This window comes from Streptomyces sp. NPDC051310, from assembly GCF_044455245.1.
In the GTDB taxonomy this organism is placed as follows: Bacteria; Actinomycetota; Actinomycetes; order Streptomycetales; family Streptomycetaceae; genus Streptomyces.
Genome location: NZ_JBITEO010000003.1, coordinates 284,544 through 306,279 on the forward strand (window position 1 = coordinate 284,544; position 21,736 = coordinate 306,279).

General features: G+C 73.7%; 21 protein-coding genes. 12 read left to right on the forward strand and 9 right to left on the reverse strand.

Translation table 11 applies throughout. The features are described from left to right. Window positions 1-68 precede the first annotated feature (68 nt). On the reverse strand, window positions 69-935 hold the full coding sequence (locus ACIA79_RS06225; RefSeq protein ID WP_399426972.1) for a PhzF family phenazine biosynthesis isomerase: 867 nt from the start codon (window positions 933-935) through the stop codon (window positions 69-71). 76 nt (window positions 936-1,011) lie between these two features. On the opposite strand from ACIA79_RS06225, the gene ACIA79_RS06230 reads away from it, so the two are divergent. Next, window positions 1,012-1,899: a LysR family transcriptional regulator gene (locus ACIA79_RS06230; protein WP_399426973.1), complete on the forward strand. Its 888-nt coding sequence runs from the start codon at window positions 1,012-1,014 to the stop codon at window positions 1,897-1,899. Window positions 1,900-1,972: 73 nt separating this feature from the next. Here the strand turns inward: ACIA79_RS06230 and ACIA79_RS06235 are convergent, their stop codons facing one another. Next, window positions 1,973-2,254, reverse strand: coding sequence for a ribosomal protein L7/L12 (locus tag ACIA79_RS06235; protein ID WP_399426974.1), 282 nt, complete (start codon window positions 2,252-2,254; stop codon window positions 1,973-1,975). Between the two features lie 46 nt (window positions 2,255-2,300). After that, entirely contained in the window at window positions 2,301-2,753 is a 453-nt protein-coding gene (locus ACIA79_RS06240) for a carboxymuconolactone decarboxylase family protein (RefSeq protein ID WP_399427131.1), read from the reverse strand. Window positions 2,754-2,831: 78 nt separating this feature from the next. Between ACIA79_RS06240 and ACIA79_RS06245 the strand changes: the two genes are divergently transcribed. The 3 genes from ACIA79_RS06245 to ACIA79_RS06255 all read left to right on the forward strand — a co-directional run bounded on the left by ACIA79_RS06245 (window position 2,832) and on the right by ACIA79_RS06255 (window position 4,692). After that, window positions 2,832-3,347 carry a MarR family winged helix-turn-helix transcriptional regulator gene (locus tag ACIA79_RS06245; RefSeq protein ID WP_399426975.1) on the forward strand — a complete coding sequence of 172 codons (516 nt, stop codon included), beginning with the start codon at window positions 2,832-2,834 and terminating at the stop codon, window positions 3,345-3,347. Window positions 3,348-3,458: 111 nt separating this feature from the next. After that, window positions 3,459-3,635, forward strand: a complete 177-nt coding sequence (locus ACIA79_RS06250; RefSeq protein WP_399426976.1) for a hypothetical protein — start codon at window positions 3,459-3,461, stop codon at window positions 3,633-3,635. 67 nt (window positions 3,636-3,702) lie between these two features. After that, entirely contained in the window at window positions 3,703-4,692 is a 990-nt protein-coding gene (locus tag ACIA79_RS06255; protein ID WP_399426977.1) for an aldo/keto reductase, read from the forward strand. Window positions 4,693-4,916: 224 nt separating this feature from the next. On the opposite strand, the gene thpR is transcribed toward ACIA79_RS06255, so the two are convergent. Then, complete coding sequence (thpR, locus tag ACIA79_RS06260; protein WP_399426978.1) at window positions 4,917-5,483, reverse strand: RNA 2',3'-cyclic phosphodiesterase; 567 nt, start codon at window positions 5,481-5,483, stop codon at window positions 4,917-4,919. Between the two features lie 201 nt (window positions 5,484-5,684). Here thpR and ACIA79_RS06265 point away from each other — a divergent pair, with 201 nt between their 5' ends. Beyond that, a complete protein-coding gene (locus tag ACIA79_RS06265; RefSeq protein ID WP_399426979.1) occupies window positions 5,685-6,176 on the forward strand; it encodes a hypothetical protein in 492 nt (163 codons plus the stop codon). 63 nt (window positions 6,177-6,239) lie between these two features. On the opposite strand, the gene ACIA79_RS06270 is transcribed toward ACIA79_RS06265, so the two are convergent. Then, window positions 6,240-7,580, reverse strand: coding sequence for an MFS transporter (locus ACIA79_RS06270; protein WP_399426980.1), 1,341 nt, complete (start codon window positions 7,578-7,580; stop codon window positions 6,240-6,242). 25 nt (window positions 7,581-7,605) lie between these two features. After that, window positions 7,606-8,049: a MarR family winged helix-turn-helix transcriptional regulator gene (locus ACIA79_RS06275; RefSeq protein ID WP_399426981.1), complete on the reverse strand. Its 444-nt coding sequence runs from the start codon at window positions 8,047-8,049 to the stop codon at window positions 7,606-7,608. Window positions 8,050-8,161: 112 nt separating this feature from the next. Between ACIA79_RS06275 and ACIA79_RS06280 the strand changes: the two genes are divergently transcribed. After that, window positions 8,162-8,344, forward strand: a complete 183-nt coding sequence (locus ACIA79_RS06280) for a ribbon-helix-helix protein, CopG family (protein WP_399426982.1) — start codon at window positions 8,162-8,164, stop codon at window positions 8,342-8,344. A gap of 99 nt (window positions 8,345-8,443) precedes the next feature. On the opposite strand, the gene ACIA79_RS06285 is transcribed toward ACIA79_RS06280, so the two are convergent. After that, window positions 8,444-9,895, reverse strand: a complete 1,452-nt coding sequence (locus ACIA79_RS06285; protein ID WP_399426983.1) for an NCS2 family permease — start codon at window positions 9,893-9,895, stop codon at window positions 8,444-8,446. 193 nt (window positions 9,896-10,088) lie between these two features. Here ACIA79_RS06285 and ACIA79_RS06290 point away from each other — a divergent pair, with 193 nt between their 5' ends. Both ACIA79_RS06290 and ACIA79_RS06295 read left to right on the forward strand, forming a co-directional pair. Beyond that, window positions 10,089-10,391 carry a DUF2530 domain-containing protein gene (locus ACIA79_RS06290; protein WP_399426984.1) on the forward strand — a complete coding sequence of 101 codons (303 nt, stop codon included), beginning with the start codon at window positions 10,089-10,091 and terminating at the stop codon, window positions 10,389-10,391. A gap of 176 nt (window positions 10,392-10,567) precedes the next feature. Then, entirely contained in the window at window positions 10,568-13,042 is a 2,475-nt protein-coding gene (locus ACIA79_RS06295) for an HAD-IC family P-type ATPase (protein ID WP_399426985.1), read from the forward strand. A 69-nt stretch (window positions 13,043-13,111) separates the two neighbouring features. On the opposite strand, the gene ACIA79_RS06300 is transcribed toward ACIA79_RS06295, so the two are convergent. Together ACIA79_RS06300 and ACIA79_RS06305 are read right to left on the reverse strand one after the other, a co-directional pair. Further along, the gene (locus ACIA79_RS06300) at window positions 13,112-16,234 is read right to left on the reverse strand and encodes a sacsin N-terminal ATP-binding-like domain-containing protein (protein ID WP_399426986.1); all 3,123 of its coding nucleotides are present in this window, start codon (window positions 16,232-16,234) and stop codon (window positions 13,112-13,114) included. Window positions 16,235-16,812: 578 nt separating this feature from the next. Beyond that, entirely contained in the window at window positions 16,813-17,736 is a 924-nt protein-coding gene (locus ACIA79_RS06305; RefSeq protein ID WP_399426987.1) for a DUF3027 domain-containing protein, read from the reverse strand. A 350-nt stretch (window positions 17,737-18,086) separates the two neighbouring features. Here ACIA79_RS06305 and ACIA79_RS06310 point away from each other — a divergent pair, with 350 nt between their 5' ends. From ACIA79_RS06310 to ACIA79_RS06325, 4 genes are read left to right on the forward strand one after another with little or no spacing between them, the layout of a single operon-like run. Then, window positions 18,087-19,436, forward strand: coding sequence for an MFS transporter (locus ACIA79_RS06310; protein WP_399426988.1), 1,350 nt, complete (start codon window positions 18,087-18,089; stop codon window positions 19,434-19,436). Between the two features lie 27 nt (window positions 19,437-19,463). Next, a complete protein-coding gene (locus tag ACIA79_RS06315) occupies window positions 19,464-19,946 on the forward strand; it encodes a DUF2771 domain-containing protein (protein ID WP_399426989.1) in 483 nt (160 codons plus the stop codon). Window positions 19,947-19,948: 2 nt separating this feature from the next. Continuing rightward, window positions 19,949-20,815: a futalosine hydrolase gene (locus ACIA79_RS06320; protein WP_399427132.1), complete on the forward strand. Its 867-nt coding sequence runs from the start codon at window positions 19,949-19,951 to the stop codon at window positions 20,813-20,815. Then, window positions 20,812-21,699: a 1,4-dihydroxy-6-naphthoate synthase gene (locus ACIA79_RS06325; protein ID WP_399426990.1), complete on the forward strand. Its 888-nt coding sequence runs from the start codon at window positions 20,812-20,814 to the stop codon at window positions 21,697-21,699. The genes ACIA79_RS06320 and ACIA79_RS06325 overlap by 4 nt, the downstream gene beginning before the upstream one ends. Window positions 21,700-21,736: the final 37 nt, after the last annotated feature.

Consider the following 21,736-nt stretch of genomic DNA (forward strand, 5'->3'; position numbering starts at 1 on the left):
GCTGTTCCTTTGATGGGGGTTGAAGGACACGGACACCTTACGCGAGCAAGATCAACAAGTGCGCGGCCTTATCCCATACGTACGGCCCGTCCCGTCACGCGCGTGCGGTCGTCGTCCGGGGAGAGGTCGATCAGCAGGTCGCTGGGGCGGCCCATGTCCTCGCCCTGGCGGATCGCGATCGTCGTGGGGGCGGTGACCAGGCCCAGCGCGCGGAGGTAGCCGCCGAGCGCGGCGGCCGCCGCTCCGGTGGCCGGGTCCTCCACGACACCGCCGACCGGGAACGGGTTGCGGGCGTGGAAGCGCTGCGGGGACTCGCGCCAGACCAGGTTCACGGTCGTCCAGCCGTGCTGCCGCATCACCGCGGTCAGGGCGTCGACGTCGTAGTCCAGGTCGGCGAGGCGCTCGCGGGAGGCGGCGGCCAGGACGAGGTGGTCGTTGCCGCCGAAGGCGACGTGCGGGGGCAGGGCCGGGTCGAGGTCGGCGGCCGGCCAGCGCAAGGAGGCAAGGGCGGCGTCGAGTTCGCCGCCCGTGGCGGGCCGGCTGCGGGTCGGGACGCTGGTGAGCGTGGCCAGGACCGCCCCCTCCGCGTCCTCCGTCGTGGCGACCGGGATCTCACCCGCCGGGGTGTCGAGGAGGAGGTCACCGGCGCCGAGGCGCTCGGCGAGCGCTACGGACAGGGCGATGGTGGCGTGCCCGCAGAAGGCCACCTCCGCCAGGGGGCTGAAGTAGCGGACCCGGAACCGTCGCGCCGCGTCGTCGCGGCGCGTCACGAACGCGGTCTCCGAGTACCCGATCTCCGCGGCGATCGCGAGCATCGCGGAGTCGTCGAGCCCGGAGGCGTCGAGGACTATCCCGGCGGGGTTGCCGCCGTGGGGGCCGGTCGTGAAGGCGGAGTATCGGAGGGCCTTGTTCGCTTCGGTGGTCATGGCTCCCATGGTTCCCCGGCCGGACCATCGCGTCCAACGATGAATATCGATCGGATCCATCGGCAGTGCGCATACCCTGGGGAGCGTGGACACCCGCCTGCTGCTCACCTTCACCACCCTCGCCCGTACGGGCAGCTTCACCGCCGCGGCCGCGGAGCTGCACCTGGCCCAGTCCACGGTCACCGTGCACATCAAGGCCCTGGAACGGGAGCTGGGGACCCGGCTCTTCGACCGCGTCCCCACGGGCGCGCTCCTCACCGAGACCGGAAGACGTTTGCTGGCCGAGGCGGAGAACGTCCTCGACGCCGTGGCGCGGCTGCGCGCCGGCTGCGACAGCGACGGCGCCGTGCGGGGACGGGTGGTGGTGGGCGCCCCCGAGTCGCTGTGCGCCGGGCGGCTGCCCGGCGTCGTCGCGGCCCTGCGGACGCGCCACCCCGAGGTCGACGTCCACCTCTACGCCGCCGGTACCGCGGAGTGCGTCGACGGCCTGCGGTCCGGGCGCCTCGATCTGGCGCTGTTTCTGGAGCGCGAGGCCGGCTTCCCCGAGGTGACGGCCGAGCCGGTCGCCCGCGAACCGCTGGCGCTCCTGTGCGCGGCCGGGCACCCGCTCGCCTCGCGGACGGAGGCGGTCTCCTGGGAGGACCTCGCCGGCGAGAGCTTCTTCCTGCTGGAGCAGGGCTGCTCCTACAGCGACGAGCTGGAGCGGCGGTTGCTCGCCGTGCCCGGGGCCCGGCCGCGGCTGACCCGGTTCGGGAGCGTGGACGCGGCCCGCAACTGCGTCGCCGCCGGGCTCGGGCTGGCCGTACTGCCGCTCACGACGGTGGAGGAGCACCTGCGGACGGGGCGCCTGGCACAGGTCCGCGGCCCCCACTTCGCGGACGTCCCCCTCCATGTGGCCAGGCACCGCAGGCGCTGGGTCGGGCCGGCAGCGGATGCCTTCACGCGGGAGGTGCGGCGGCAGGTCTCCGGCTGATCCCCGGAGCGCGCGCCCTCAGCCGCCCTCACCCACCCTCACCCCGCCACCGGCTTGCCGCCACGGACGCGGCTCAGGAGGCCATCGCGTCGACCGCGTCCTTGGCTTCCTTCAGCCCCGCGCCGGTGATCTCGCGGTACGCCTTGATCGCTTCGATCCTCTTCCCCTGCCGCAGCAACTCGCCGACCCGGCCGAGCCGCGGGTCGGTGTGCTCGATCCCGAGGTGGTCGAGGATGAGGTCGACCTTCGTCTCGAGGCGGGCGATGCGGCGGTCGGTGCGCTTGAGCTTCACTTCGAGGCCGGAGACGGCGAGGGCGACACCGACGATGAGCAGCGCGATGAGTGCTATGTCCATGATCGTCGATCCTAGGTCGCGGGCGCGGACGGTACGTCCCGTCGGGTCACACGCGCGTGAGGCGGTTGGCGAAGGTGGAGAGCGTGTAGGTGCCGATGCCCATCACCACCTCCAGGGCGTGCTGGTGCGTGAAGCCGTGGGCCAGGAAGGCGCGCAGGTCGTCGTCCGGGACGGCGCCCGACGTCGCGTAGACGCGGGTGACGAAAAGCCGTACCGCTTCGAGGCGCTCGTCGGGGAGCGGTGTGCCGTCCGTGAGGGCGGCGATCAGCGGCTCGCCGGCCCCGAGGGCGCGGAGTTTCGCCGAGTGCAGGTCGATGCAGACGTGACAGGTGTTGCGCGTGGCGACGGACATCACGACGACCTCGCGGGCGACGGGGTCCAGGGTCGCGCGGTCGAACAGGGCCGTGAGGTGCATGAAGCCGTTCAGCAGGTGCGGCGAGGTGGCGAGGCGCGCCACGGCGGGCGGGAGGTGGCCCGCGCGGCGGGCGATGGCCTCCATGGTGGGGCGCGCCTCGGCGGGAGCGGAATCGAGGGTGTGGTCGACGAACACGGCCGTCCCCTTCGTAAGATGGACAACATGGTTGACGATAGGAAGGTAAACCAGGTTGTCGAACCGGGCAAGGGCGACGGCACGCCGGGCTACGAACTGCCGTTGCTCCTGTTCGCGGGGTTCCGCACCCTCATCGACCGGCTCCACGCCGAACTCGCCCGCCGGGGCCACCCGGACGTCCGCCCCGCGTACGGCTTCGCCCTGCAGGCCATCGGCGCGGGCGGCACCACCGCCAGCGAGGTGGGGCGACGCCTCGGCGTGTCGAAGCAGGCGGCCGGCAAGACGGTCGACCGGCTCGTCTCCCTCGGGTACGCCGAGCGCGCCGACGACCCGGCCGACGCCCGCCGCAAGCTCGTCCGCCTCACCCCGCGCGGCCTGGACTGCCTCGCCCTGTCCGCCACGGTCTTCGACGAACTGCGCACGGACTGGGCGCGGACCCTCGGGCCGGAACGCCTCCACGACCTGGAGGACGCCCTGCGCACCGCCGTCCCGCCCGGGACGGCCTACCGCCTGGACGCCGCGAACTGGCTGGGCGGCGCGTAGCCCCCACCGGCACCCCGGCGACTTCTCGCCACCCGCGTGCCGGCCCTCGCCCGCCTGTCGTTGAGACGCGCGCCCGCATGCGATCACGCGGCAGCGGGGAGGAGCGCCACGATGACCGTCGTAGAGAGCGACAGGATCCACATGGCCAAGAGCGACGACGAGCGCACCCTGGACGACATGTTCGAGGGGCTTGAGCGGATGCCCGTCCCCGAGGGTTACCAGGCCGAGATCGTCGGGGGGCACATCTTCATGTCTGAGCTCGACACCTCCGAGTTCCCGCTCGACTGACGCGCACCGCCGCGCCGCCCGGCGCCCCCTTGCTTCGAGCGCGCTCCAAGGCGTTGGCTGTACGTCCATGAAGTACACGCAGCTCGGACGCACCGGACTCAAGGTCAGCCGCATCGTCCTCGGCACCATGAACTTCGGGCCCCAGACCGACGAAGCCGGCAGCCACGCGATCATGAACGCCGCGCTCGACGCGGGCATCAACTTCTTCGACACCGCCAACGTCTACGGCTGGGGCGAGAACAAGGGCCGGACGGAGAAGATCATCGGCTCCTGGTTCGGCCGGAACAGCGGCCGGCGGGACAAGGTCGTCCTGGCCACCAAGGTGTACGGGAACATGGCGCCCGACGGGAACGTGTGGCCCAACCACGACCGGCTCTCGGCCGTCAACATCCGGCGGGCCGTCGAGGCGAGCCTCCAGCGGCTCAACACCGACTACATCGACCTGTACCAGTTCCACCACGTCGACCGCCGCACCCCCTTCGAGGAGATCTGGCAGGCCATCGACGTACTCGTCCAGCAGGGCAAGATCCTCTACGCCGGGTCGAGCAACTTCCCCGGCTACAAGATCGCCCAGGCGAACGAGACGGCCGCCCGGCGCGGCATGCTCGGCCTCGTCAGCGAGCAGTGCCTCTACAACCTCGCCGAGCGCCGCGCCGAGATGGAGGTCATCCCGGCCGCGCAGGAGTACGGCCTCGGCGTCATCCCGTGGTCCCCGCTCCACGGCGGACTGCTCGGAGGCGTGCTGAAGAAGGAGGCGGAAGGGGTCCGCCGCGCACAGGGCCGCTCGGCGGACGCGCTCGCCGACACCTCCGTACGCCGGCAGGTCCAGGCGTACGAGGACCTCCTGGACAAGCACGGGCTGGCGCCCGGCGAGGTCGCCCTGGCCTGGCTGCTCACCCGGCCCGGCGTCACCGGGCCGATCGTGGGGCCGCGCACGGCCGAGCAGCTCGACTCCGCGCTGCGGGCGGTGGAGCTGGAGCTGCCGGACGAGGTGCTGACCGAGCTGGACGCGGTCTTCCCGGGACCGGGGCCGTCGCCGGAGGCGTTCGCCTGGTAGGCCGGTGCCGCACCGGCGGGCGGGTACGGGTCAGACCACCGAGGCCACGGCGATGATCACGAACATCAGCACGAGGGCACCGGCCATGATCCGGTTACGGGTCTTCGGGTCCACGCTCCGAGGTTAACCGCCCGCCGGGACCGCCCCGCCGTGCGGGGGCAGTGCGGGTGCTCACACCCGCGGCCCCCGGCCGTGTCCGCGACGCCCCGCAGGCCCCGCCCCGCTCACTCGCCGAGGGGCCAGGAGCCGGCGGTCTCGTACCGCGGCGCGGTGCCCGGCTCGCCGCGCACGGGCAGGTTGCTGCGCACCAGGTGCAGCTCGGCGACCTGCCAGCGCGCGCCCTCGAAGTGCTGGAGCTCGTCGACGAACGGGCGCATGTCCGCGTCCGCGCCGCGGCTGCGGGCCAGCGTCAGGTGGGGTGTGTAGCGGCGGTGGTCCTCCATCGCGACACCCGCGCGGCGGGCCGCCGCCTCCGCCCGCTCGGCGAGCAGCCGCAGGTCGTCGAGGGCACCCGCCGCGCCCGTCCACAGGGCGCGGTGGGCGAACCGGCCGCCCCCGTGCAGACGCAGGGGGAAGGACGGCGTGCGGTGGGCGGCGCGGGCCAGCCGCTCGCGCAGCTCCGGAAGGAGCCGCTCGTCGACCTCCCCCATGAACGCGAGGGTGAAGTGCCAGCCGGGCCGCCCGGTCCAGCGCAGCGCCTCCGCACCCGGCAGGGCCTTCAACCGGTCCACCTCACGGGCCAGTTCCTCGACGGCCGCCGGGGGCGGCAGCACGGCAGCGAAAAGCCTCATGCCGCGAGTCTGGCACGGCCGGCCGCCCCGCCGGCCCCGGTTGCGGGCCGGGGTCGCGCCGCCGCCCCGAGAAGCTACCCACCAGTAGTCGTTCAAAGCGCCCTGGATACAGTGGCTTTGACTGACTGCCAGCACCGTTCGAGGTTGGCGGGGGAACGTGCGCGCGGCGGTGTGACGTCGCGCGCGAGAACGAAGGAAACCATGGGTTCGATACACAAGCGCATCGGCGCGGTCACCGGTTCGGCCGCCCTGTTCGTCGGGGTGGCGCTCACGGCCGGGGCCGGGACCGCCAGCGCCGACGAGACGGGTGACCTCGCGTCCGACGTCGATGTCTCCGTGTCCGCGACCGGGGTCAGGGAGCGTGCCGCGATGTCGGCGGACGGGTCGCTGACGGTCCACATCACCAGCCCGCGGGACGGCCACGACATGGGCTTCGTCCGGTGGAACGCGGACCCGCAGCCCGCGCCCGACATCCCGGGCGACTCCCTCATCGCCAAGGACATCAGCCCCGACGGCTGGGCGGTCGAGGCCGAGCTGAGCAACGGCCGCATCGCCTCCACGCGCGGCCACAAGGCGATCTACATCAAGGTCGTGTCCGGCAACCTGCCCGAGGGACGCGCGTACAAGCTGCGCGGATGCGTCGTGAAGGGCAGCGAGCGCATGTGCACCCCCTGGCGCCCGGTCCACGCCTGATCCGCTGAAGGGCCGGGCCGCTCAGCGGCCCGGCCCGTGCCCGTCCCGCGCGGGAAGAAGACCCTAGGCGGCCGTCGCGAGCTGCTCGCGCGGTACGAACCGCACGTGCGGGTGCCCGCGGCGCAGGTCCACGCGCAGGCGCAGCCCGCCCACCCGGGCCAGCACCAGGCCGATCAGCACCGCCGCGGCCAGCGAGACGGCGCCACCGGCGGCGAAGCCGACGCGCGCGCCGTACGTGTCGGTGATCCAGCCGACCAGGGGCGCGCCCAGCGGCGTGCCGCCGACGAACACCATCATGTACAGGCTCATCACCCGGCCCCGCATGACCGGGTCCGTCGCCATCTGGACCGACGAGTTCGCGGTCACGTTCACCGTCAGGCCGAGCATGCCGATGGGCACCAGCAGCAGGGCGAACAGCCAGAACGCCGGGGAGAGCGCCGCGGCGATCTCCAGGACGCCGAAGGCCACCGCCGCGCCGACCAGCGTCCGCAGCCGCGACGTGCCGCGGCGGGCGGAGAGCAGCGCGCCGACGAGCGAGCCGACGGCCATGAGCGTGTTGAGGAAGCCGTACGCGCCCGGGCCGACGTGGAAGACGCCGTCGGCGAAGGCGGTCAGCCAGATCGGGAAGTTGAAGCCGAACGTGCCGACGAACCCGACGAGGGCGATCGGCCAGATCAGCTCCGGGCGCCCGGCGACGTACCGCAGTCCCTCCCGCAGCTGCCCCTTGCCGCGCGGGGCGCGCTCGGCCCGGTGCAGCTCGCTCGTGCGCATCATCAGCAGGGCGGCCACCGGCGCGAGGAAGGACAGGCCGTTGACGAGGAAGGCCCAGCCGCTGCCGACCGAGGCGATCAGCAGACCCGCGGCCGCGGGGCCGACGAGCCGCGCCGACTGGAAGTTGGCGGAGTTCAGGCTGACGGCGTTGCGCAGCTGCGCGGGGCCGACCATCTCCGAGACGAAGGACTGGCGGGCCGGGTTGTCGACGACCGTGACCATGCCCAGCAGGAACGCGATCAGGTACACGTGCCAGACCTGGACGTGCCCGGAGAGCGTGAGGACGGCGAGGGCCAGACCGCACAGGCCGAGCGCTCCCTGGCTGAGGAGCAGCAGGCGCCGCTTGGGGTAGCGGTCGGCGATCACCCCGCCGTACAGGGCGAAGAGCAGCATCGGCAGGAACTGCAGCGCCGTGGTGATGCCGACGGCGGCGGCGGAACCGGTGAGGCTGAGGACCAGCCAGTCCTGGGTGATGCGGGCCATCCAGGTGCCCGTGTTGGACACGATGGCACCGGTGAAGAACAGCCGGTAGTTGCGGACCCTCAGGGAGGCGAAGGTCGACTTCCGGGTGGTGGTAACAGTGGTATCGGATATGCGTGCGGGTGCGGAGTCTGCTCCGTTTCCCGTACTCAAAGGGGTTCCCCTCCTCGTCGTGTGCTTACAAGTGCGCGAGCTTCTCCAGCACGGGAGCCGCGGCACGCAGCTTGGCCCACTCCTCCTCGTCCAGGCCCTCGGCGAGCGAGGCCAGCCAGGCGTTCCGCTTGCGGCGGGACTCCTCCAGCATGACCTCGGCCGTCTCGGTCCGGCTGACCACCTTCTGCCGGCGGTCGTCGGGGTGCGGCTCCAGCCGGACCAGTCCCTTGGCTTCGAGCAGCGCCACGATGCGGGTCATCGAGGGCGGCTGGACGTGCTCCTTGCGGGCCAGCTCACCGGGGGTGGCGGAGCCGCATCGGGCGAGGGTGCCGAGGACCGACATCTCGGTGGGACTCAGCGATTCGTCGACGCGCTGGTGCTTCAGGCGTCGGCCCAGCCGCATGACGGCCGAGCGGAGCGCATTCACGGCGGCTGCGTCAGCCGGGTCGCCGTGGGAGAGGTCAGGCATGTTCTTTAGCATAACTCATTACCCTGACTAAAGACCAACGCTTCACTCGAAGGGGTGAGAGATGCGCGGAAAGCCCCGCGCTCGGGCCCGGAGCGCGGTCACCCTGACCCGCATGGCATCGACAGTGCTCAGCCTGCGGATGGACAGGGAGCTGCCCGACCGGGTCAGGCAGCATGCGGCGAGAAGCGGAATGAGCGTCCAGGACTATGTGGTCCGGACGCTCATTCGCGAGGATTTCGACGAACGCTTCGAAGCGGCGGTCGACGAGACGGAGAGGTTCTACGGCCTCACCTGACGCCCGCCGCGCGGGCGGCACGGGCGGCCCCCCGGCACCGGCATCGCGGGGCTCGGGCGCGGGCAGCCCGGCGCGCGGGGGTCGGGGAGGTCACGCGGCTCAGGTCAGTCCGAGCGCGGGCATCGCGTAGTAGAAGACGAAGACCGCCGAGACGGCGTACATCGCCGCCGGCACCTCGCGGCCCCGGCCGGCCGCCAGCCGCAGGACGCTGAACGCGATGAAGCCGATGCCGATGCCGTTGGTGATCGAGTACGTGAACGGCATCATCACCATGGCGAGGAACGCGGGCACGGCGATGGTGAAGTCGCTCCAGTCGATGTCCCGGACGGAGCCGGCCAGGATCAGGAAGCCGACGGCGAGCAGCGCGGGCGTGGCGGCCTGGGACGGCACCATCGTCGCGAGCGGCGTGAGGAACAGCGCCACCGAGAACAGCCCGCCGGTGACGACGGATGCCAGACCGGTGCGCGCGCCCTCGCCGACGCCCGCCGTGGACTCCACGAAGCAGGTGGTGGCGGAGGACGAGGTGGCGCCGCCGGAGGCGACGGCGAGGCCGTCGACGAGGAGCACCTTGTTGATGCCGGGGAAGTTGCCGTCCTTGTCCATCAGCTTGGCCTCGTCACCCACGCCGAGGATGGTGCCCATCGCGTCGAAGAAGCAGGACAGCAGCACGGTGAAGACGAACAGGCAGCCGGTGAGCAGGCCCACCTTCTCGAAGCCGCCGAAGACGCTGACCTCGCCGACGAGCCCGAAGTCGGGGGTGGCGAGCGGGTTGCCGGGCCATTCGGGGGTCGTCAGGCCCCAGGACGGGACGGTCGCCACCGCGTGGACGACCATCGCGACGATCGTCATGACCACGATCGAGATGAGGATGGCGCCGGGCACCTTGCGGATGATCAGCGCGAGCGTGAGCAGGACGCCCAGGGCGAAGATCAGGACCGGCCAGCCGGTGAGGTGGCCGTCGGCACCGAGCTGGAGCGGCACGGTGGTGTGGGCGGCGTCCGGGATGCGCGAGACGAAGCCCGAGTCCACCAGGCCGATCAGCATGATGAACAGGCCGATGCCGATGGCGATGCCCTTGCGCAGGCCGACGGGCACGGCGTTCATCACCCGCTCGCGCAGGCCGGACGCGACGAGGAGCATCACGACGAGGCCTGCGAGCACCACCATGCCCATGGCGTCGGGCCACGACATGCGCGGCGCGAGCTGGAGGGCGACCACCGTGTTGACGCCGAGGCCCGCGGCGAGGGCGATGGGGACGTTGCCGATGACACCCATGAGCAGCGTCGTGAAGGCGGCGGTCAGGACGGTCGCGGTGACGAGCTGGCCGCTGTCGAGCTGGTGACCGTACATGTCCTTGGCGCTGCCGAGGATGATCGGGTTCAGCACGATGATGTAGGCCATCGCGAAGAAGGTCGCGAATCCGCCGCGTACCTCCCGGGCGACCGTGGAGCCGCGTTCGGAGATCTTGAAGAAGCGGTCCAGGCCGCTGATCGGCTGCTGCGAGGACGGCGGCGTGGCGCCGGGGTCCACGGCGGTGACCGAGGAGGGCATGCGAAACCTCAGGGTGCGGGGGGTGGGATGGGGGCTCGACCGGTCATTTTCGTTCATTCGCACGAAAGAAACCGGTCAGGCACAAGCCGTTTCAGTATGAACGCATCATGCGAAGATCGGTATCTCCGCGCGTAGACGCCGGTGGCGACCGGGGCCCGGGCCACCGCCGGCACGTCCGGCATAGACTCGCCGCATGGCGAAGTGGACCCCCAAGCACGAGGCGCCCGAGCCCCTGGAGGGGCCCGTCGTCGCCACCATCACCGGCGGCACGATCATCTGGTTCGTCCTCTTCCTCGTGCAGGTCCCCTTCTACGGCTGGTTCGCCGACCGCGACCTCACCTGGTGGGTGTGGACCTGCCTCGCCGGCGGCGGCCTCGGGCTGCTCGGCATCTGGTACGTCCGCCGGCGCGACGCGGCGATCAAGCGCGCCCGCGCGGAGGCCGCGGCCGGCCCGGACGAGCACGCCGGCGACAACCCGGACGCCGCGCACCGCTGACCCCCGGCCGGGGCGGGAGCCCGCCCGGCACGACCGACGGGGCCCCGCCCCGGCACGACCGACGGGACTCCCCCACGGGGCACCCGTACGGCGCGGGGAGGGTCCGCCTCCTCCTCCGGTCGGATCTTCCCCCGCTCACCGGGTGCGCCCGCGCTTCCGGTCGTACCGTCGGAGACATGACGCAGCGGGCGAAGATCCACACCGATGGGCCCGAGCCGCCGGGCGCCGGCGGGCAGGGCGGGCCGCTCATCGACGCCGGGGCCGAGCTCGACCCCGTCCACCCCGTACCGCCTCCCGTCCAGCACCGGTCCGGCGGGCTGACCGCGGCCGAGGTGGCCGAACGGGTCGCGCGCGGCGAGGTCAACGACGTACCCGTCCGCAGCTCCCGCTCCGCCGTCGACATCATCCGCGGCAACGTCTTCACCCGCTTCAACGCCATCATCGGCATCCTGTGGGTGATCATGCTGATCGTCGCGCCGATCCAGGACAGCCTGTTCGGGTTCGTCATCGTCGCCAACACCGGCATCGGCATCATCCAGGAGCTGCGCGCCAAGAAGACCCTCGACGGGCTCGCCGTCATCGGCGAGACGAAACCCACCGTCCGCCGCGACGGCACCGCGGCCGAGGTCCACACCTCCGAGATCGTGCTCGGCGACTGCATCGAACTCGGCCCCGGCGACAAGGTCGTCGTGGACGGCGAGGTCGCCGAGGCCGACGGCCTGGAGATCGACGAGTCGCTGCTCACCGGCGAGGCCGACCCCGTCCTGAAGAAGCGCGGCGACCAGGTCATGTCCGGCAGCTTCGTCGTCGCGGGCACCGGCGCGTTCACCGCCACCAAGGTGGGGCGCGAGGCGTACGCCGCGCAGCTCGCCGAGGAGGCGTCCCGCTTCACGCTCGTCCACTCCGAGCTGCGGTCCGGCATCTCGATGATCCTCAAGTACGTGACGTGGATGATGGTGCCGACCTCGATCGCGCTCATCATCAGCCAGCTCGTCGTCAAGGACACCGACTTCAAGCGGTCCGTCGCCCGCACGGTCGGCGGGATCGTGCCGATGATCCCCGAAGGGCTGGTCCTGCTGACGTCCGTCGCCTTCGCCATCGGCGTCATCCGGCTCGGCCGCAAGCACTGCCTGGTGCAGGAGCTGCCCGCCATCGAGGGCCTCGCCCGCGTCGACGTCGTCTGCCTCGACAAGACCGGCACCCTCACCGAGGGCGGCATGGACGTCACCGAGCTGCGCACCCTCGACGGCGCCGACGAGGCGTACGTACGCGCCGTGCTGGGCGCGCTCGGCGAGTCCGACCCCCGGCCCAACGCCTCACTCCAGGCGATCATCGACACCTACCCCGACGGCGGGGACTGGCGGTGCACACAGGCACTGCCCTTCTCGTCGGCGCGCAAGTACAGCGGCGCCACCTTCAGCGAGGGCGACGGGCAGAGCAGCACCTGGCTGCTGGGCGCGCCCGACGTGCTCCTCCCGGACGGCGACCCGGTCCTCGACGAGATCGAGGAGCTGAACCAGCAGGGCCTGCGCGTGCTGCTGCTCTCCCGCGCCCACGGCGAGCTGGACGACCCGGACGTCGCCGGGAACGCCCGCGCCGCCGCGCTCGTCGTCCTGGAGCAGCGCCTGCGGCCCGACGCCTCCGACACGCTCGCCTACTTCGCCGACCAGAACGTCGACGCCAAGATCCTCTCCGGTGACAACGCCGTCTCGGTCGGCGCCGTGGCGAGCAAGCTCGGCCTGCCCGGCGCCGACCGGACCGTCGACGCCCGCCGCCTGCCCGCCGAGCGCGGCGCGATGGCGACGGTCCTCGACGAGGGGGCCGTCTTCGGGCGCGTCACGCCGCAGCAGAAACGCGACATGGTCGGCGCGCTCCAGGCGCACGGGCACACCGTCGCCATGACCGGCGACGGCGTCAACGACGTCCTCGCGCTCAAGGACGCCGACATCGGCGTCTCCATGGGCTCCGGATCGGAGGCGACGAAGGCCGTCGCCCAGATCGTGCTGCTCGACAACAGCTTCGCCACCCTGCCGTCGGTGGTCGCCGAGGGACGCCGCGTCATCGGCAACATCACCCGCGTCGCCACCCTGTTCCTGACCAAGACGGTCTACTCGGTGCTGCTGGCGATCCTCGTGGTGTGCTTCGGGATGGAGTACCCCTTCCTCCCCCGGCACCTGACCCTGCTGTCCACGCTGACCATCGGCGTCCCGGCCTTCTTCCTGGCCCTCGCCCCCAACAAGGAGCGCGCCAGGCCCCACTTCGTCCGCCGCGTCATGCGGTACGCGATCCCCGGCGGGATCATCGCCGCGGCGGCGACCTTCACCACCTACCTGCTCGCCGCCCACCACTACAGCGGGCCCGGCGCCCTCGCGGCCGAGACCAGCGCGGCGACGCTCACGCTGTTCCTGGTCTCCATCTGGGTCCTGGCGATCATCGCCCGCCCCTACACCTGGTGGCGCATCGCACTGGTCGCGGTCATGGGCGGGGCGTTCCTCGTCGTCCTCGTCGTGCCCTGGCTGCAGAACTTCTTCGCGCTGCGGCTGGTGGGCACGACGATGCCGTGGACGGCGGCGGCGATCGCCGCCGTGGGCGCCGCGGTGCTGGAGCTGGCGTGGCGGTGGGTGGACCGGAAGGCGGCCGCGGACGCCTGATCCGGCCCCACCGCCACGCCCGGTCCGGGAAGCAGGCCCGCCCGACGCGGCCCGACCACGCCCTATCTCCTAGTCGAACCAGCGGTCCCGGGCCAGCTCCTCCGTACGCGACGGGTCCTCCAGCAGCGCCGCCACCTCGAAGCGGCGCGGCCACTGGCCCGCCGCCCACGCCAGGCCCGCCGCCACGCCCTCCAGCGTCGCCGCGTGCAGCGTGCCGTCCGGGGTACGGCGCCAGTCCAGCTCGACGCCCCCGGCGCGCAGCTCCTCGTGCTCCACGTACGTGGCCGGTGTGGCGGGACCGAGCAGGGCGTGCACGGACTCCGGGACGTCGTGCTCCTCCCCGTCCGTCGTGACCTCGGCGTCGACCTCCTCGCTCAGCCGCGGCACCTGGAACAGCTCGGCCAGGTCCGCCGCCCGCGCCGGCGCCACCGGCAGCAGCGGACGGCCCGCGGTGAGCGGCAGCAGGTCCGGTGCGTCGGCCACCAGCGCGTCCGCCGCGTCCACCACCCGCACCTCGCCGTCGACCACCGCGCGCAGCTCGTCCGGCAGCGTCACCTGCTCCGGGTCCAGCTCGGCGAGCGCGGTGTACAAGCCGTGCAACTGCGCGGCCGTCACCACTCGCTCCGGGTCCGCGAGGCGCGCCAGCAGCTCGGCCGCCCCGCCCGGCTCGTCCAGCAGCGCGGCGACCGACGTCCGCACGCCCAGCGCCCGCAGCACCTGCGCGTCCGCGAAACCCGTCGTGTCCGCCGGGTCGTACAGGCCCTCCAGCAGCGGATCGGCCCCCGCGGCACGCAGACCGGCCGGGCGGCGGCCGTCCAGCACCGGATGGCCGCGCAGCCACCAGGCCGTGTACGAGCGGACCGTCTCGGTCGTGCCGTCGGGCATCAGGATCCGTACCGGCTGCGTGAGCGCGTCCCGCAGCGGCGGCTGCGCGAGCAGCGCGAGCGCCCGCGGCCAGGCGTCGTCGTCGACCAGTTCCAGGTCCCGCACGGCGACGATCTCCGTCGCCACCGGCGGCACCGGCGCGTCCGGCAGCCGGTCCAGGACGTCCTCGCACCACACGTCGACCGCGTCGAGCATCCCCACGTCGTCCGGCTCGGGGAAGTCCCCCTCGCGCGGCTCCAGTTCGTCCGGGTCGAGAACGACGTCGGTGGCCCGTACGAGGGCGAAGCCGGCGAGCACCCCGCAGGCCGCGAGCGGCTGCTCGCCCCAGCGCTCGGCCGTCTCCGCGTCCACCAGGGCCAGTTCGTCCTCGCGCATCACGGCGGCGAACGGGCTGCCCGGCAGCACCAGTTCCGCGGCCGGCGCCGGCTCGCCGTCCTCGTCGGGCAGCGCCAGCGCACCCAGCCACGGCTCGTCACCCGGCTCCAGGCCCGCGTCGCGCACCAGCGCGAGCACCAGGTCGGCGAGCTCCTCCGCGTCCGGGGCGTCGTCGTCCCACACGTCCCCGGCGTCCAGCGACGCCGCCACCGCCGCCCGCACCTGCGGGGTCGTCAGCACCGCGCGCGGCGTCGCCGGGAGGGCACCCAGCTTCTCCAGCACCGGGTGCGCGGCATCCGGGTGCGCCACCTTCAGCCCCAGGCGGGACAGTTCCGCCGGCGTGTCCGGCAACGGCAGCAGCACCTGGCGCGGGCCGATCGCGGTACGGCCGCCGGCCAGCGGCACCGGCAGACCGGTCAGCCGGTCCGGATCCACCCCCGCGAGCGAGTCGTACAGCCGGTACCACCACTCCGGCGCCCGCTCCACGCCCGCGAGCCGGTCGATCGCCTCCCCCAGCGACAGCCGCGCCACACCCAGCGCGCGCAGCTCGGTACGGCGCTCCAGGCCGGCGGGCAGCAGCGTCGGCAGGACCTCCGCCAGCACCCGCACGGTATCGGCCCCCGCCCCTTCGACGACCTCCGCCTCGAACGGGCGCAGGGCGTGCGGCTCCTCGTCCCCGGACGGCCCGGCCGCGGGAGCCAGGAACGCCACCCGCGGCAGCCGCTGCAGGACGGCACCGCGGATCGCCCCGTCGAGGACCCCCTTGCCCAGCGGGCCCGGGACGAGATCGATCGTGCCGGCCGTCACCGGCCGCCAGTCGGCGAGCAGTTCGGCGTACGCCTCGGCCGCGCGCTCCACCAGGAAGTCGGTCAGCGGCCCCGGCGCCGGGTGCCGCCGGGTGGTGTCCAGCGGGAACGTCGCGATCAGCAGCGCCGGGATGCCCAGCGGCTCGTCCGTGGGCGTCGGGGCGTGCACGACGGGCGCGGTACGCGGCCGGGCCGGCGCACCCTCCCCGTCCACGGGCACCGCCCACGTCACCGACCAGTGCGGCCGCAGCCGCTCCTCGACCGGCCGGTCCTTCAGCAGCGCGGCGTCGATGGCGCCGCCGCGGCTGACCGTCCGCCAGCGGTGCGTCCCGCTCCCGCTGTCCTCGATGTGCACGTACCCGTCCTGCTCGCGGCGCACGAGCGTACGGGTGCCCTTCGGGCCCTCCACGACGATCTCCGTCAGGCCGGGCAGGGTGAGCAGCAGCGCGTCGTCCACGGCGTCGAGCAACCGCCCGACCAGGTCCTCGGCGGCGGCATCCCGCAGCGGCAGGATGACGACGGTGTCGTACCCCTCCGGCGCCGTGCCCTCCGCGGGCAGCGGGAGCCGCAGCAGCGGTACGTGACCCTCGCGGCGGCGCAGTTCGTCACCGAGACCGGGGCTGCCCAGCGAGGCGTCGGCGGCCATCTCCCGCGCCTCGCGCAGCGACCAGCGCACACCGCCGTGCCGGCCCACGACCGCCGGCTCGTCGCTCACCGCGAGCACCGCGGCGAAGCCGACGCCGAAGCGGCCCACCGCGCGCTCGTGGCCCTCCCGCTTGGCCGAGGCGCGCAGCGTGCTCAGCGACTCGACGCCCGCGGCGTCGAGCGGCGCGCCGGTGTTGGCGGCGGCGAGCACGGCACGGCCGTCGCCCGTCGCCCCCGCGGGGTGCAGCGTCAGCCGGAGGCGTCCGGGGACTCCGGCGCGGGCTGCGGCATCGGCGGCGTTCTGCGCGAGCTCCACGACCAGCCGGTCGCGGTAGCCCCCGAGCGCCAGGTCCTCCTCGGCGTTCGCGTCCTCCCGGAACCGCGCGGGTCCGGCGCCCCACGCGTCGAGCACTCCGCGCCTCAGCCGCGCGGTCCCGAACGGGTCGGCCGCCCCCTCGGTCGCCGTAGCCCTCACGCTCACGTCGTGCTCCGCTCTCTCGGCTGTGCCTGTACGACGCCCGAAGGTACCGCGTGCCGGACCGGAGCCATTTCCCCCACCCCGCCCCTCGCCACGACCGGGCCCGCCCCGGCCCCCGCACCCGTCACCCGTCACCCGGGGCCCGGCGCACGGCGGCCGGAGGGCCGAAGCTCCGGCCCGCATGCCGCCGCGAAGCGGCAAGGATCACACTCCGATCCGGATCCGGGACGAAGTCCCGGCAGCCCTGCCTGTCGCCCGCACGCGGCACGCATCACCCCTCCGGGCGCGCAGCGCCCGGGCTCGGGGCGGAGCCCCGCACACCACCGCGTATCGCCGCGAAGCGGCAGGGATCACGCGGACCGGCGGTACCGCCGCGAAGCGGCAGGGATCACGCACGGCCGGCGCGCAGCGCGGGTCGGGGTCGGCCGGGGCCCGCGCACCGCACGCCGCCGCGAAGCGGCGAAGTGCCCGGGACGGCTCACCCCGCCGCTTTGCGGCGGCGGGGGCACGGGCCCGCCGCCGGCTCCCGCACCGGCGCGCGGAGGTGCCGCCCCGGAGGGCTCCCCCCGCGCGCGGGAGCGTCAGCTGTGGCCCAGGTCCTCGGAGGCCGCGTCCGGGGAGGCCGGGGGGACCGAGCCCTGGTCGCGGGAGGGGCGCAGCGGGAACTCGTCGGCGCCCATCGAGTCGAGCACCGGCGGCGCCGGACGCGGCGGCTTCGGCATGACCGCGGCCTCCGAGTGCCCGCCGCAGCCGTACGCCAGCGACACCACCCGGCCGTCCGCCGGGGAGAACTCGTTCGCGCACACGCCGAAGGCCAGCCGCAGCGAACCCGCCAGCGGCACGAGGAACGCGCAGCTCACACAGGTCGCGGGCGCCGCCTGCGCCATCGGGGTCTTCGCCCCGAAGGACTCCTCCCAGCGGTCCGCCGCGACGTGGAGCCCGTACCGGGACAGCACCCGCGCCCGGCGCATGCCGAGTTCCTCGGCGACCGCCGCGATGGCGCCGCGCGAGGGCGTGCGGGAGACGAGGTCGGCGTCCTCGGCCTCCAGGTGGTCCGCCATGTCCTCCGACACCGGGGAGTTCGGCGGCGGCTCGTCCTCGCCGGTGTACCCCGGTTCCAGCCGCAGGTCGTCCTGCTCGGTCGGCAGCAGGTCGCCGGGCCCGAGGTCACCGGGCCGCAGCCGCTCGCTCCACGGCACCCACTCGGGCGCCAGGAGCGCGTCGGGGCCCGGCAGCAGCACCGCCTCGTCGAGCGTGACGTTCTTGGCACGGGACGCCCGGGCCACGGTGACGGCCCACCGCCAGCCCCGGTACGCGAACTCGCGGCACTCGAAGAAGTGCGTGACGACCCGGTCACCCTCGGCGACCAGCCCCACGTGCTCTCCGACGACACCCGGCGCCGCGGCCTCCGCGGCCGCCTCCCGGGCGAGGTCTACCGCCTCGGCGCACAGGCGGTCGGGGGCGGGGGTACGCGTAGTACGGCTTCGCGTCGTCGCAGCACTCACAGGTCTCGCTTCTCTCCTACGCCGTCTCACAGATGCGCCGGCCGAGTCGCGATGTACGGGCGGCGGGCGGAGCGGACCAGGGGGCCGCATCGACGTCCGCGCCCGACGTTTCCGTTTCCCGGGCACACCTATCGTCATCCATTCTGCGGGATGCCGAAGAGGCGCGCGGCCGAGAACTACCGCCGGTGGCGCGCTACGCACGCTACCCCTTCCGCAGCCCGCCGCCCACCTGCCCGCCCCAAGTAGCCGTCATAGCGGTTCATCGCCTTCCGCAGCCCGCCGCCCACCTGCCCGCCCCAAGTAGCCGTCATAGCGGTTCATCGAAGTGGCACGTGGGGCACTATGACGGGGTGGCAGCCGCGAGGTCGTCCGACGACGCCGGGCCGCTCCGCAGGGCGGCCGGGCGGATCGGCCGTGTCCTGCACCTGCCGATCACCGGCCCCGCCCGCGGCATCCGCCGCGCCACGCACGCGCACGGCGCGGGCGAGTCCGGCCTCGGCAAACTGATCGAACTGCACGCCGTCAACGGCGCCGGCGACGTGATGATCACCGTGGCGCTCGCCTCCACCGTCTTCTTCTCCGTGCCGACGGACGAGGCCCGCGGCCGCGTCGCGCTGTACCTCGCGATCACCATGGCCCCGTTCACGCTCCTCGCACCGGTCATCGGGCCGCTCCTGGACCACATCCCCCACGGACGGCGCGCCGCGATGGCGGGCGCCATGCTCACGCGCGCGCTCCTCGCCGTGGCCCTGTCGGGGGCGGTGGCCACCGGCGGCCTGGAGCTGTACCCGGCGGCGCTGGGCGTGCTCGTCGCGTCCAAGGCGTACGGCGTCGTCCGCAGCGCCGTCGTGCCGCGGCTGCTGCCGCCCGGCTTCTCGCTCGTGAAGGCGAACTCGCGCGTGACCCTGGCGGGGCTGCTGGCGACGGGTGCCGCCGCGCCCATCGGGGCCGCGCTGCAGCTGGTCGGGCCGCAGTGGCCGCTGTACGGGGCGTGCGCGCTCTTCGTCGGCGGAACGTTCCTGGCGCTGTCGATGCCGCCGAAGGTGGACTCGGCGCGGGGTGAGCGCAAGGCCCACATGCTGACGCACGGCGAGAAGCGGCCGAGCCTGCGCACGGTCGGCCCGTCCGTCCTGCACGGGCTCCAGGCGAACGCCGCGCACCGGGCGCTCTCCGGGTTCCTGATCTTCTTCCTCGCCTTCCTGCTGCGCGAGCACCCGCTGTCCGGGCAGAGCGCGGCGGTGTCGCTCGGCATCGTCGGCGTGGCCGCCGGGGTCGGGAACGCCTGCGGTACGGCGGTGGGGGCGTGGCTGCGGTCGCGGGCGCCCGAGCTGATCGTGGCGACGATGCTGGCGCTGGCGCTGTCGGCGACGATCGTCGCGGCGGTGTTCTTCGGCGGGATCGCCGTGGCGGTCCTGGGCGCGGTGGCCGGGCTGACACAGGCCCTGGCGAAGCTGTCGCTGGACGCGATGATCCAGCGGGACGTGCCGGAAGTGGTACGCACCTCGGCCTTCGCCCGCTCCGAGACGCTGCTGCAGATGGCCTGGGTGGTGGGCGGCGCCATCGGGATCGCGCTGCCGCTGAACGGCCCGCTGGGCATGTCGGTCGCGGCGTCGATACTGGCCGCCGGGGCGGTCCTGACCGTCCGGGGCCTGCTGACGGCGGCCCGGCGCGGCGGCACGCCGCACCCCCGCGTGGCGTGATGCCGGGCGGCGTATAGCCTTCGAGCCATGACCGTTGCGTTCAATTCCGGTAAGGCCCGCCGGGCCGGCGTCGCTCTGGGTGCCGTCTCCGCGGGACTCCTCGTACTCTCCGCCTGCGGCGACAAGCCGACCCCGCTCGCGACCGTGACGGTCGGGTCCGACTCCGTCAACTCCGAAGCGACCTGCTACAACGGCGGCGACCCGATCAAGGAGTCGGAGATCAAGAAGTGCCTGGACAAGAAGTCCGGCAAGACCATCGAGGTCACCCTCGACGACAAGATCCACTTCGGGGTCGACCCGGAGATCGCCGAGCGCGGCTGGACGCTGTTCATCGGCGGCCAGCAGGCCGAGCAGGAGCCGTACAAGAAGACGTACCGGACGATCCCGGCCAGCGCGTTCCTGTCGAGCCAGACCGGTGAGATGTCGAACACGGCCCAGATCAGCATCGTCGAGACGAGCGGCAAGAAGCTGACCGGCATCTGGCACTTCGAGCTGAAGAAGGCGTCCTGACCCTGCGCGTCCTGGTGGTGACGGCGGTGGCGGCCGAAGCGGACGCCGTCGCCGCCGGCCTCGTCGGGTACGCGGGCCCCGCCCGCCGCACCCTGCCGAGCGGCCACGCGCTCGGCCACCACGCGCGCGGTGCCCGGTACGGCGCCCCGCCGCCGCCCGGTGCCGCGTCCCCGCTCCCGCCCGCACCCCCGCCCGGTGCAGCGCCCCTGCCACCGCCCGCACCCGCTCCCGGTACCGCGCCAGGTGCCGCACCCGCGCCCGCGGCCGGTGCCGCCGAGGGGCTGGTCGACGTGGTCGTCGGCGGTGTCGGCCCCGCCGCCGCGGCCGTGGCGACCACCAGCGCGCTGGCCGCGTCGCCGTACGCGTACGACCTGGTCGTGTCGGCCGGGATCGGTGGCGGTTTCGCCGCCCACGCGCCCCTGGGGGCGGTCGTCGTCTCCGACGCGATCATCGCCGCCGACCTGGGCGCCGACACCCCCGACGGCTACCTCGCCGTCGAGGAGCTCGGCTTCGGCCGCTCCGTCCACCTGCCGCCCCCCGCGCTGACGGACCGGATCGCGAAGACCCTGCACGAGGGCCGGCAGCGGCACGTCGTCGCGCCCGTCCTCACGGTCTCGACGGTCACCGGCACCGCCGCCCGCACGGCCGAGCTCGGCGCCCGGCACCCGCGGGCGGCCGCGGAGGCGATGGAGGGCTTCGGGGTCGCCGAGGCGGCCGCGGCGCACGGTGTGCCCGCCGTCGAGATCCGCGCCGTCTCCAACACGGTCGGCCCGCGCGACCGCGCCGCCTGGCGGATCGGGCAGGCGATGGACTCGCTGCGGTACGCCGTCCAGCTGCTCAGCACCACCGTCTTCCTGGAGGAGCTATGACGTCCGAGACGTCCCCGAGCGCCCCGAGCGCGAGCCCCGTTCCCGGCCCGGTGCGGATCGCGTACTCGCCGTGCCCCAACGACACGTTCGTCTTCCACGCCTGGGCGCACGGCGAGGTGCCCGGCGCGCCCCCGCTGGACGTGACCTTCGCGGACATCGACCTCACCAACGGCATGGCGGAGCGCGGCGAGCTGGACGTCCTGAAGGTGTCGTACGCCGCGCTGCCGTGGGTGCTGGACGAGTACGCGCTGCTGCCCTGCGGCGGCGCGCTGGGCCGCGGCTGCGGCCCCCTGGTCCTCACCCGCGAGCCGGGGCTGGACCTGACGGGCCGTACGGTCGCGGTGCCGAGCGAACGGTCGACCGCGTACCTGCTCTTCCGCCTGTGGGCGGCGGACGTCGTTCCGGACGGCGTCGGCGAGGTCGTGGTGCTGCCGTTCCACGAGATCATGCCGGCGGTGCGGGACGGCAGGGTCGACGCGGGGCTCGTCATCCACGAGGCCCGCTTCACGTACCAGGACTACGGGTTGCACCGGCTCGCGGACATGGGGGAGCACTGGGAGTCGACGACCGGCCTGCCGATCCCGCTCGGTGCGATCATCGCGAAGCGCTCGCTGGGCGCGGACACGCTGCGGCTGCTCGCCGAGTCGGCGCGCGCCTCGGTGCGCAGGGCGTGGGACGACCCGGAGGCGTCGCGCGCGTACGTGCGCGCCCACGCGCAGGAGATGGACCCGGCGGTGGCCGATCAGCACATCGGCCTGTACGTCAACGAGTTCACGGCCGACCTCGGCGAGAACGGCTACGCGGCGGTGCGGGGACTGCTGACGCGCGCGGCGGCCGAGGGGCTGGTTCCGCCCCTGAAGCCCGACGCGCTGTCGTTCCCGTGACGCCCCCGTGGTGACGATCCCCGGCCGTGGCACCCCC